The sequence below is a fragment of the Herpetosiphonaceae bacterium genome (assembly GCA_036374795.1).
Classification (GTDB): Bacteria; Chloroflexota; Chloroflexia; order Chloroflexales; family Kallotenuaceae; genus LB3-1.
The window spans coordinates 42665-53701 of sequence record DASUTC010000349.1 but is presented as its reverse complement, the minus strand read 5'-3'; the positions used below and the strand labels follow the sequence as shown (position 1 = coordinate 53701).

Genomic DNA, 11037 nt, shown 5'->3' with positions numbered 1-11037 from the left:
TCCATGCCTGATGCTTCACGCCGTCGCTCGAGCGCGTCTGGTACGTGTAGAGGCCGTCGTGGAAGCGCTCGCGATCGAGCCACGCCAGCGCGCGCAGCGCCGGCTCGACGTACGGGCGCACCGCGTCGGCGTCGCCGGTCCAGTGCCATAGCTCGGAAACCGCCACGGGATAGAAGCCCGACGTGGTGATCGAGCCGTAGTAGCGGCGGCGCGGATTGATGTTGAGCATCGCCAGCGGTCCGGTGTGAGCTTCGTGCAGCATGCGCCCCGGCTGCTCGTCGCGCCAGTCGTTGACCTCGGTGCCCTGCCAGCGGGCCAGCTCAGGCAGCGTGCCGCGCATCAGATCGAGGCTGACGAGGCTGGCCTGCCACGCGGCGGTGAGCGTATCGCGGCCAAAGAGCGCGGTGTAGATCGGCAGACCGGCGGCGATCGTCCAGGCGTGCTCGTGCCGATCGAGGTCATAGAGGCGCAGCGCCACAAGATCGCGCTTGGCCTGCTCCAGCGTGCCCACGACGATTGGCGCGAGCGACTCGTTCTCAGGCGTGGCGAAGACGGTCGCCGCGCTCAAGAAGGCGTAGCGCCGCCGATCGTGCTCGCCATGAATGCCGCTGAACGAGCGGCAGCCGTAGCGCGGCTCCAGCGTCTCGCCGTCGATCTGCGGGATGACGTTGAGACAGGCGTGCCAGGTGCCGTGCGGCGCTAGCTCAACCTTGAACGTCAGCCGACCATCCTCGTATGACGGCGGCGATGTCGCATCCTGGATACGCAGCGTCACACCACGGTGCAGGCGGGCGGTTCCGGTATTGCCCTGATGATCGTAGGTCTGCTCGACCTGATAATCGAAGCTCAGCTCCCACGCGCCACCGCCCAGCTCACGCCACGTCCGGTCGATGCGGCCCTGCTGCTGCCGCTCGCCTTTGGTTTCGGCCTGATCGGCAAAGTCGGCATCCACCTCCAGCGCAAGCTCAAACGATGTCGGCTGCTGCGTGAAATTGGTCAGATCGATGTCCTCGTGCATGCCCGCGCCGACGTAGCGCGAGAGCCGCAGCTCAAGCGTCTGCTGCGAGATCTGCTCCACCTGGCCGCTGCCCTGATCCTGCTCGCCGCTGTCGAAGCCAGGCGGCAGCGCGATGTAGTAGCCGAGCCACGAGTGCTGCTCGACATTCGAGAGCACCACCGGGATCGGCGGACGATCGTCGATCAGGTAGCGGTAGCGCGACAGAAGCCGCGTCTGATGGACGAAGAGGCCATGCTCGTGACCGTCGGCAAGGTTGCCGTCGCGCTCCATCGCCAGGACCGTGCGATCCTGACTGACGTAGAGCGTTTCGCTGCGGGGGCGGAGCCGAACCAGATGGTGGGTCGGTAGCTCACTCATAGGTGTATCCTGTCAGCTTGATCGGGACGTACGCCGAGGAATACAGCAGAGGATATGCCAGAACGGGAGCTGTGCGGAGACGGCGTCAGGAGAGCGCCAGCAGCCAGCCCAGGCCGAGCGTCACCGCTGCGGCGGCCAGCAGCGTGAAGAAGATTCGCCAGTCGCAGCGCTGCGATCGAGCATCGTAGCCGATCGCCAAGCCGCTCAGGAGCAGCGCAAGCAGCGCCGCCGGGAGCACCCGCCGGAGATCGGCCCAGCCAGCCAGCGCCGCGACGATCGCGAGCAGCGGCGAGACAGCCGCGCTCAGCCAGCACAGCCGCGTAGCCCAGCGTGGACCGAGCCAATGCGCAAAGCCGCGCACGCCATAGCCGGTATCAGCCGTAATATCCGGCAGCGTGTTCGCGAGGTGCAGGCTGACGACGAGCAGCGCGCCCAGCGGATAGAGCGTCAGCAGCCGCGCGTCCCAGCCGCGCACGGTGGTCCAGACCCAGATCGGCAGCAGCGGCAGCGCCACGAGGTAGGGCAGCCAGCTCCAGCGCGTTGTTTTGAGCAGCAGGTCATAGCCGATGCCAGCGCCAGCGCCGAGCAGCGCCAGCATCGTGGCCCGCAGCCCCAGCGGAGCGACGAGCAGCAGCGCCGCGCCAAGACCCACCGCCGCGATCAGCAGCGCCGTGCGGGGCCGCAGATCGCCGCGCACCAGCGGCTTCCACGGCTTTGCCTGCCGGTCGAGCGGCAGATCGACGTAATCGTTCAGCGCACCGATCGCGAGCTGAATACCGGCCATGCTGCCCAGCAGCCGCAGCACGGTCGGCAGATGTGGCGGATACCGCGCGACGAGCGCAAAGATCGCCGTGCTGAGCAGCACACACAGCACCGGCACGGGATGCATCAGCGAGCAGACGCTCCACAGCCGCCGCGCAACCTCTCGAATGAGTTTCAAGTTTCAAGTTTCAAGTTCGGATTCCCCTTGTTCCCTTGTTCCTTTGTTCTTTTGTTCTTTCGTTTGGTTCTAGGTTCTTGCTTCTCCCTTTGTTCTTTCATCCCCCGCCAACCGCCGCACCACCTCGACGATCATCCGGCGCTCATGGGCCTTGATCCGCTCGTGGAGCGCGGCCTCGTCGTCGCCGGGCAGCACCGGCACCTCGCTGCGCGCCAGCACCGGGCCGACATCGACCTCGGCTGTCACCCAGTGGATCGTGCAGCCGGTGGTGGGCAGGCCAAGGCGCAGCGCGTCGCGGACGGCGTGTGCGCCACGGATCGCCGGGATCGTCGCGCCGCTCGCCAGCCGATAGGTATCGACCGCGTCGTCGGGCAGCAGCGCGGGATGCTGGTTGATGATCCGCCCGGCGAAGCGCGCGATAAACGCCGCCGACATCACCCGCATCCAGCCGGCCATGACGATCAGATCGGGATCGAACACATCGAGCAGCCCCGCGATCTGCTGCTCCCAGCGCGCCCGCGCCGCCGCGTCTTTGGGCTTCAGCAGCGGAACGCACACAGTCGGCACCCTGGCTGCGAGGCCGCGCTGCAACCCGTAGGCGTCCGCTCGATCAGCCAGCACTAGCCCGACCGTGTAGCCGGTCTGATCGTCCAGCAGCGCCTGCATATTCGATCCGCTTCCCGAAATCAGCACCGCGACCGTGAACGGACGCTGCTCGGCTGCCTGCTCGTGTGCCATCATGCCTGCTCGCTCCGTCCCGCTGCGCCAGACGCCTGCAAGCCGCGCCGCCCGATGTCTCGCCGCATGTGGCGTCCCGCGAACATGATCTGCTCAGCCAGACCATACGCCCGCGCGTGCGCCTCCGGCAGCGTCGCGCCGAGCCCGACCGCCGCCAGCACCCGACCGCCTGCCGTCACCAGTTGATCGTCGCGCAGAGCGGTGCCCGCGTGGAACACCAGCGTCTCCGGAGGCAGCGCGGTGGGCAGATCGATCGGATCGCCGCTGCGCGGCTGCGCGGGATAGCCCTCGGCGGAGAGCACCACGCCCAGCGCCGCGCCCTCGCGCCAGCGCACCAGGTCGGGCGTAAGCCGCCCCTCGACACAGGCCAGCATAATCTCGACCAGATCGCTCTCCAGCAGCGGGAGTAGCACCTGCGTTTCGGGATCGCCGAAGCGCGCGTTGAACTCAAGCACGCGCGGCCCGTCCTCGGTCAGCATCAGCCCAGCGTACAGCACGCCGGAGAAGGGATGCCCCATCTCGGCCAGCGTATCGATCGCAGGCTGCATGATCTGCGCCGTGATCTCCATGCTCAGCCGCCGATCGATCGCCGTGACCGGCGCGTACGCGCCCATGCCGCCGGTATTCGGCCCGTGATCGCCGTCGAGCAGCCGCTTGTGATCCTGCGAGGCGACCATCGGCACGACCATGCGGCCATCGGCGAAGGCCAGAAACGACACCTCCTCGCCGCGCAGGCGCTCCTCCAGCACCACGCGCGCGCCCGCCGCGCCGAAGGCCCGCTGCTGCATGATCGACCGTAGCGCGTCCAGCGTCTCGTCGACCGTGTCCGCGACGATCACGCCCTTGCCGAGCGCAAGGCCGTCGGCTTTGACCACGAACGGTCGATCCTGCTCGCGCACGAATCGTTCCGCCGCCGCGTACTCGTCCACGATCTTAAAGGCCGCCGTCGGAATGCCCGCCCGCGCCATGACCTCCTTCGCAAGCGCCTTGCTTGCCTCGATCCGCGCGGCAGCCGCCGTCGGCCCGAACGCGCGCAGCCCCGCCGTCTGCAAGCGATCGACCAGGCCCAGCGCCAGCGGGTTATCGGGCGCGACTACTACCAGATCGGGACGCTCCGACATCGCCAGCGCCACCTGGCCCGCGATGTCGTCCGCCTTGACCGCCACGTTGCGCCCCAGCGCCGCCGTGCCCGCGTTGCCCGGCGCGACGATCAGCTCCGTCAGCAGCGGCGATTGCCGCATCTTCCAGGCGATGGCATGCTCACGACCACCGCCGCCAACCAGCAAGATTTTCATGGCACACTCTTTTATGTCAACATCAACAACAACCTGTTTGACGCCCTATGCTACCACAGGTGATCGCGTCGTCTGGCGCGGCGGACGCGCATATGCTATACTCGCCAGCCGATGAGTACCGAACAGCCAATTGACGTTGGCGCGATTTTGAAGCAGATCCGCGCCGAAGTGCGCGCCGCGCGCGGCAGCCTGGACGATACAACGCGGCACGCCGCGCAGCTTGGCGTCGATCTCGACGAGCTGCGCGAGGCCGTTGCCGAGGTGGAGGCGCTGCGAGCCGTGAGCGCTCACTGGCCGCTGACCTGGCACACGCCCCGGCAGCGCGCCAAGGTCTTTGTACAGCGGTTGATCCGCCGCGCGCTGCGCTGGTACATCGCGCCGATCGTCGAGCAGCAGAACGCCTACAACAACGCCGTCGCGCGCACGCTGCACCTGCTGGTCGATGCTAATCGCCAGCTTGCCGCCGAGATCGCCCAATTGCGCGCCGCGAGCACCCCGCCCGCACGACCCAGCGATACGGAAACCAATGTCTGACATGCTACGCGCTGAGGATCTCCAGCGCGAGATCGACGCCGCTGCCGCCCAGGCTGGCCCTGAGCCGAGCTTCCCGCAGCTTGAGCTTCAGCAACTCCTGCCGCTGCTGCGCGAGCATCACATGGTCGAGCCGCGACCGCCGCTGATCGGGCGGACGGCCTACGAACGGCTGTGGGTGCGCATCAATCGGGTAGTACGCCGCATCGCCGCGCACGCGGTCGAGCCTGCGGTGACGCAGCAAAACGAGTTCAACCGCACGCTGCTCGAAACGCTTGAAGGGCTGATCCAGGCCGATGCGGCGCTGCGCGGCGCGGTGGTCGCCGCGCGCGCGGCACAGGCAGCGCGTGACAGGGACGGAGCACATGAGCGCGACTGAGCCGGTTGCGATCGTGCTGCCGTGGTACGGCTCCGAAACCGCCGGTGGAGCCGAAGCCCAGGCCCGCAATCTGGTCCAGACGCTCCACCGGGCTGGCGTATCCGTCGAGGTCTGGAGCACCACCGCCCGCGACGCGCGCGCGCCGCTCGTGCCCTACTACCCGTTGGGCGAAGACGAGGTCGATGGCGTTCGGGTGCGGCGCTTCCCGCCCAGCACCGGCACAGGCGCGCAGATCACCAGGCGCTTCGCGGCGCAGCACCCGATCCACGAGCTAAACCTGCTCCAATCGCTCACCGGCAGCGATGCCTTGCTGGATACGCTGGCCCAGGAGCGCGATCGACGGCGCTGGGCCTTTTTCCTGTATGCGTTTCCGCTGAGCTTCTGGGGCGCGCAGATCGCCGGGGAGCGCGGCTACCTGATCCCGTGTCTGCACGACGAGCCGTACGCCTACTACAGCACCACCCGTCGCCTGCTGCGCACCGTGCGCAAGGTGCTGGCGAATAGTGAGCCTGAGCAGCAGTTGATCTGCCGTCTGGCCGATCTCGACCGTAGCCGCGTGCCGGTCGTCGGCGAGGGCATCGACCTGACGCGGCGGGGCGATGGCGCGCGCTTCCGCGAATCCTACGGCGTCGATGGGCGCTTCGTCTTCTTCACCGGGCGGCGCGACCACTCCAAGAATTTTCCGGTGCTGCTGGCGTATGTTCAGGAGTATCTCGCGCGGCGCGGCCCGTGCGTCAAGCTGCTCGTGGCAGGATCAGGCGAGCTGCGGGTGCCGCCCGCGCTGCGCTCGTCGATCGTCGACCTGGGCTTTGTGAGCGAGCAGACCAAGCACGACGCCTACGCCGCCACCGACATCTTCTGCATGCCCGGCCTCTTCGAGAGCTTCAGCATCGTCGTGATGGAGGCCTGGCTGCAAGGCACGCCCGTGCTGGTCCACGCCGACTGTGCTGTCACCGTCGCGCACTGCAAGCAGGCCAACGGCGGCGTGTGGTTTCGCGGCTACCGCCAGTTCGAGGCCAGTCTCGACCGGCTGCTCGGCGATCCGGCGACGGCGCAGCAGTTGGGCCAGCAGGGCCGCGAATGGGTCCTGCGTGAATGTCGCTGGGAAGATGTCGCCACACGCTTTTGTGACGCCGTGTTCGGCGCGGACTGACCAACAGATGCGCATCCTTGTCTGCACAACACAGGTTCCATTCGCGCGCGGCGGCGCTGAGCTGCTGAGCGAGGGCCTGCGCGATGCGCTGCGCGACCACGGCCACGAGGCCGAAATTGTCGCGCTACCGTTCGCATGGACGCCGCGCCCGAACCTGCTCAAGAGCGCGCTGACATGGCGGCTGCTGGATCTGACGCAGGTCGGCGGGCGGCCCGTGGATGCGATCATCTGCACCAAGTTTCCGTCGTACGCCGCCCGGCATCCGCGCAAGATCGTCTGGCTGGTCCATCAGCATCGGCAGGCGTACGACTGGTACGGCACGCGGCTCTCGGACTGGGGCGCGCAGCCCGGCGACGCCGAGGCGCGGCGGCTGCTTCAGCGGCTCGATCGGCGCACGCTGGGCGAGGCCCACCGGCTCTTTGCGATCTCGCGCAACGTCGCTGCCCGGCTGCGGCGCTTCAACGATCTTCAGGCCATGCCGCTCTACCCGCCAAGCCATCTGATGAGCCGCCTCAAGCCGGGGCCGTTCGACGACTATATCCTCTCGATCTCGCGGCTGGATGCGGCCAAGCGCATCGACCTGCTGCTCCACGCGCTGGCCCGATCGCGCGCGCCGCTCCGCGCGATCATCGCCGGGCGCGGGCCGGAGCAGGAATCGCTGCGGCGGCTGGCGCAGGCGCTTGGCCTGGGCGAGCGGGTGCAATTCGCCGGTTTTGTCGAGGATACGCCAGCCCTCGATCTTTTTGCCCGCTGCCGCGCCGTCTACTACGCGCCCGTCGACGAAGATTACGGCCTGGCGACGATCGAGGCGTTTGCCGCCGGAAAGCCCGTGCTCACCACCGCCGACGCGGGCGGCGTGCTCGAATTCGTGCAGAATGGCATCAGCGGCTTTGTCACCGCGCCGGAGGCCGACGCGCTGGCGGCCAGGATCGATCAGTTGGCCGACGTGACGACCGCCCGGCGCTTAGGCGCGGACAATCTCGCCCGCGTCGCCGAGATCAACTGGGAGCACGTCGTCACCACGCTGCTGGCATCCTGACGCTACACACGAAAACGGGACCGGCGCTTAGACTCCGCGCCGGTCCCGCGAGATGAGAACGTTTTACTGACAGGAGTTACGCGGCCATTTCTGTTCACAGGGCGTTGAGCCTGCGGCAGCAAGGAAGATCCCCTGGTTTTGTTGTGTGGTAGTGTGCCCTTCGGGCACACTACCACACAACCTTAACCAATCCCGTACCGCTCTGCCGAAGGCCCAGGCAGACCACCGCGTACGTCCTGTTACTGGCAGCCGGGCAGCTTGAAGCTGCCGATCCGCGTCTGCCAGCCCGCCAGCGATGTCGTCTCGTAGTACTCGTTGACGTACCAGAACGTACAGTCATCGGTCGGATCGATGTTCATCGAGGTGTAGTCGCCCCAGCGCGAGTTGGTGGTAAGCTGCGAGCCGGAGCCGTTGATCAGCACGGCCTCGCCCAGCGGCATCGCGCCCAGCGCGTCGCCTCTGAGCCGCCCGGTGTAGCGAATGCCGGGATAGACCGTCGAGCTAGAGACACTGTAGCCCAGGCCCATGTTGCCCCGCTTGTCCATCGCGATGCTGCCCATCCAGCGATGCACGCCGTCGTCGGGGGCGAACGTGCCCTGCTGGTAGAGCGAGTACTGACCACCCGCGCGGCGGAGCTCATACCAGCGCACGCCTGCGATACCGGGCCGCGCCTCGACCGACTGGTTCGTCACCAGCGCCTCGTAGGTGCCGAAGTTGCGGTAGGCAAGCCGCCATGTCGGGCGTTGCCGGTAGGAGAGAATGTCGATGTATTGGGCGGGATTCGTAATGCCCGGCTGCGGAATACAGTCGCGGGAGGACGGAGCGCAGGGGAAGATCGAGTCGAACTCCGCGACCGGAATCTGGCTGACCAGCTCAAGCGAGGCTGAGGGCGTTGAGTTCCACCTCACCAAGAGATTCCAGATGTTGAGCGCGTCGAACGTCGCGCCGTAGGGGTGGTCGTCGTCCTGCGTGCCGACGATCGGCGCTGCGACATGATCCAGCGGTCGGCGCGTACCGTCGATGTCAGGCGGCAGCAGGCCATCGCCGATCAGCGAGATCGGCACGACCTCGGCGTCGAGGAAGAAGCTGGCTGTGCGGACATTCGGCTCGCCGTTGATCATCTTGTTGCGCTCCAGCGCATAGACGCCGATGCCATACTCGTCGACCGGCCCGAACTCGCGCGTGGTCAGCAGATACGAGTTATTCCACACGCCATACTTGGGATAGTCGGGGAAGTTCACGCCCGATGAGAAAGCGTAGCGGTAGTAGGCCCCGGTCGGATCGCCGGTCTGCGAGATCGCTACGCAGTTGTAGAAGGTGGGGCCGAGCGTAGTAAACTGCGAAAGAATCCAGCGATCGGCAAGCTGATCGTAGATCACGATCGGATCGCCTGAGAGATCTTCACAGTCGGACACAGCAAAGTCATCCCAGAGCACGCCGAGCGGCAGCGGGCCGAGCAGCCGCGTGCCCGTCTTCGAGTAGACCGCGAACGAAAGATTGACCATCTCGACATAGTGGTTCGGGCCGACATCGCCGACCGGATCGGGCGGATTGACCAGGAACGGATTATCCGTGTTGCGCAGCCCCTCGAAGGTGATCAGCGGTGCGGGGATCTGCGCGGCCTGCACGGCGGCCTCCGCGCCCGCTTCAAGCGCGCCATCGCCGGAGTGCCCGCGATCGGCGACGACCGGGCCGCGCTCTTCCGGCAGCTCTCGTGGCACCACCGGCTGGCGGGGGCGCTGGGCCATCTCACGCAGCGTCGCCGTTTTGTCGAAGGCAGCCTCCTTCGCGAACGTGGGCTTTGGCTTGAGGCGCTGCGCCTGCGGGGCAGCCTGCACCGCTCCCGCCGTGGCGATGATCGTCAGTAGGGCGACGATCGCAAAGATCAACCGGCCAGCGCGATTCTTCCGTGTCTGCAACGCCATGGCTAACCTCCTTTGGAAAACCGAGCGCAAACAGGACCATGTGAGTGGAGCTACTGTGATACCAGCCTGGTGGGCTGACAGGCCGGGGGTTTGGGCTTGTCCCCAAACATTCCCCATGCAGATGCAGAATCGCTTACGTTGTTTTCCGAACAGTGTCTTGATTCTGCACGAGATCGAGCGGTCCTACTGGAGCGTAGGACACATGCAACGAACGCTTTTTAGTCCGAAGAGAGGATAGAAGAGTAGGAAGATAAGATACGTACAACTTATCACCAAAGCGCGCCCGTGTCAACGATAAAGAATCGTATACAGCGCGGCGCAACTCCAAACGTAACTGCTACGTACTGCCTCTGTGATCAATGAAAAAGCCGCGACGATCGCTTTCATTAAAGCAGCCGCATCCCACCCTACCACCAAGGCAGGAGATCGATCAAAGGAGCACGTTATGATTGCCCGTCCACCTCAGCAGGATCTTTTCACACCGGCTACCGGCAGCGTCGACCACAGGCCGTTGCTCGGCGCATAAGCCCGGCGATCCAGGCCATCATTCGGCAGAAGTACCGGGTCCGCGTCCAGACCTACGGCGTATGATCCCGGCGCTATCTCGTGCTATAATCCTCCAGACCCCGGAAAGGAACCGCAATGCTTACTCGTCCGCGTATCCGCCAGCTTGGCCTCGGCGAGTTATTAGATGAAAGTTTCCGTCTCTACCGCAGCAATTTTCTGACGTTCGTCGCCATCACGGCGCTGATCCTCGTGCCATATACGCTCATCAGCTTTATCGTGCAGTATCCGCTGCAAGAGCAGCTCGCCGAATTACAAAATCAGGCCAACAGCGGGAGCAACCCATTCGGGCAAGCCTCGCCCTTCCAGTTCTTTTCCGACATGTTATTCTGGTACGTGGGACTCATGGGCCTGGGCCTGTTCTACACCGTGATCTTTCAGCCGCTCCTCGAAGGCGCGCTGGCGCATGGCATCTCGCAGCGCTATCTTGGGCGCGAGACTGGCGTCGGCGAGAGCTTCGGCGCTGCGCTGCGGCGCGGCGCGGCGCTGATCGGCGCGCGGCTGATTCCTACGCTGATCGGCGCTGCGATCACCGGCGGCGTCTTCGGCCTGCTGGCACTGTTAGGAGTGTTGCTCGTCGGGCAGAGCATCAGTGACGAGAGCAGCGCGCAAAGCCTGGCCGGGATCGCCATCCTGGGCATGCTCGGCCTTGGGCTGCTGGCGGTGATCTCGGTGCTGATCCTGGCGCTGCTCGTGCGGATCTTCTTCACCTCGCAGGCGGTGATGGTCGAAGGGCAGGGCGCGTGGAGCAGCCTGGTGCGCAGTTGGCACTTGACCCAGGGCTACTTCTGGCGAACCGTCGGCTATCTGCTGGTGATTCTGCTGCTGATGTATTTCCTGGTATCGGTTCCGGCAATGGTGATCGTGATGCCGACGGTGCTCCTGAACGTCGATCCACGCATCCAGCTCGTCATCAGCAGCGTCGTCTCAGCCGTATTCAGCGTGATCGCCACGCCCTTCAGCATGATCAGCTACACGCTGATGTACTTCGATCTGCGTATTCGCAAAGAAGGCTTCGATCTGGAGCAGCAGGCCAGCACGCTCCTAGCGCCCGGCCCCGACCTGTCGCCGCTTGAGAGCCGCTGAGCATAGAGTAGC

The 11037-nt window shown here is 65.8% G+C and carries 10 protein-coding genes; 5 read left to right on the top strand and 5 right to left on the bottom strand.

Translation table 11 applies throughout. The annotated features are described in order from the left end of the window. The 4 genes from VFZ66_28325 to purD form a co-directional block, all read right to left on the bottom strand. The coding region (locus tag VFZ66_28325; GenBank protein ID HEX6293121.1) for a glycogen debranching N-terminal domain-containing protein at positions 1-1375 on the bottom strand (1375 nt) is incomplete at its 3' end. Positions 1376-1460: 85 nt separating this feature from the next. Further along, a complete protein-coding gene (locus tag VFZ66_28320) occupies positions 1461-2315 on the bottom strand; it encodes a UbiA family prenyltransferase (protein HEX6293120.1) in 855 nt (284 codons plus the stop codon). Positions 2316-2384: 69 nt separating this feature from the next. Beyond that, positions 2385-3056 carry a phosphoribosylglycinamide formyltransferase gene (locus VFZ66_28315; protein ID HEX6293119.1) on the bottom strand — a complete coding sequence of 224 codons (672 nt, stop codon included), beginning with the start codon at positions 3054-3056 and terminating at the stop codon, positions 2385-2387. After that, a complete protein-coding gene (gene purD, locus VFZ66_28310; GenBank protein HEX6293118.1) occupies positions 3053-4348 on the bottom strand; it encodes a phosphoribosylamine--glycine ligase in 1296 nt (431 codons plus the stop codon). The genes VFZ66_28315 and purD overlap by 4 nt, the downstream gene beginning before the upstream one ends. Before the next feature lie 111 nt (positions 4349-4459). Between purD and VFZ66_28305 the strand changes: the two genes are divergently transcribed. Genes VFZ66_28305 through VFZ66_28290 form a run of 4 tightly spaced genes read left to right on the top strand, consistent with a single transcriptional unit; the run spans position 4460 to position 7450 of the window. Then, positions 4460-4882: a hypothetical protein gene (locus tag VFZ66_28305; GenBank protein ID HEX6293117.1), complete on the top strand. Its 423-nt coding sequence runs from the start codon at positions 4460-4462 to the stop codon at positions 4880-4882. Continuing rightward, the gene (locus VFZ66_28300) at positions 4875-5258 is read left to right on the top strand and encodes a hypothetical protein (protein HEX6293116.1); all 384 of its coding nucleotides are present in this window, start codon (positions 4875-4877) and stop codon (positions 5256-5258) included. The genes VFZ66_28305 and VFZ66_28300 overlap by 8 nt, the downstream gene beginning before the upstream one ends. Further along, a complete protein-coding gene (locus tag VFZ66_28295; GenBank protein HEX6293115.1) occupies positions 5245-6411 on the top strand; it encodes a glycosyltransferase family 4 protein in 1167 nt (388 codons plus the stop codon). Before VFZ66_28300 ends, VFZ66_28295 begins: the two co-directional genes overlap by 14 nt. Before the next feature lie 7 nt (positions 6412-6418). After that, positions 6419-7450: a glycosyltransferase family 4 protein gene (locus VFZ66_28290; protein HEX6293114.1), complete on the top strand. Its 1032-nt coding sequence runs from the start codon at positions 6419-6421 to the stop codon at positions 7448-7450. Positions 7451-7689: 239 nt separating this feature from the next. Here VFZ66_28290 and VFZ66_28285 read toward each other — a convergent pair whose 3' ends face one another. After that, on the bottom strand, positions 7690-9375 hold the full coding sequence (locus tag VFZ66_28285) for a hypothetical protein (GenBank protein HEX6293113.1): 1686 nt from the start codon (positions 9373-9375) through the stop codon (positions 7690-7692). Between the two features lie 642 nt (positions 9376-10017). Here VFZ66_28285 and VFZ66_28280 point away from each other — a divergent pair. Further along, a complete protein-coding gene (locus tag VFZ66_28280) occupies positions 10018-11025 on the top strand; it encodes a hypothetical protein (protein HEX6293112.1) in 1008 nt (335 codons plus the stop codon). Positions 11026-11037: the final 12 nt, after the last annotated feature.

What these genes read in the sequence shown, in the direction of transcription:
- purD (HEX6293118.1), bottom strand. Translation starts at nt 4,348, where the DNA reads ATGAAAATCTTGCTGGTTGGCGGCGGTGGTCGTGAGCATGCCATCGCC.
- VFZ66_28285 (HEX6293113.1), bottom strand. Translation starts at nt 9,375, where the DNA reads ATGGCGTTGCAGACACGGAAGAATCGCGCTGGCCGGTTGATCTTTGCG.
- VFZ66_28300 (HEX6293116.1), top strand. Translation starts at nt 4,875, where the DNA reads ATGTCTGACATGCTACGCGCTGAGGATCTCCAGCGCGAGATCGACGCC.
- VFZ66_28290 (HEX6293114.1), top strand. Translation starts at nt 6,419, where the DNA reads ATGCGCATCCTTGTCTGCACAACACAGGTTCCATTCGCGCGCGGCGGC.
- VFZ66_28305 (HEX6293117.1), top strand. Translation starts at nt 4,460, where the DNA reads ATGAGTACCGAACAGCCAATTGACGTTGGCGCGATTTTGAAGCAGATC.
- VFZ66_28280 (HEX6293112.1), top strand. Translation starts at nt 10,018, where the DNA reads ATGCTTACTCGTCCGCGTATCCGCCAGCTTGGCCTCGGCGAGTTATTA.
- VFZ66_28295 (HEX6293115.1), top strand. Translation starts at nt 5,245, where the DNA reads ATGAGCGCGACTGAGCCGGTTGCGATCGTGCTGCCGTGGTACGGCTCC.
- VFZ66_28315 (HEX6293119.1), bottom strand. Translation starts at nt 3,056, where the DNA reads ATGATGGCACACGAGCAGGCAGCCGAGCAGCGTCCGTTCACGGTCGCG.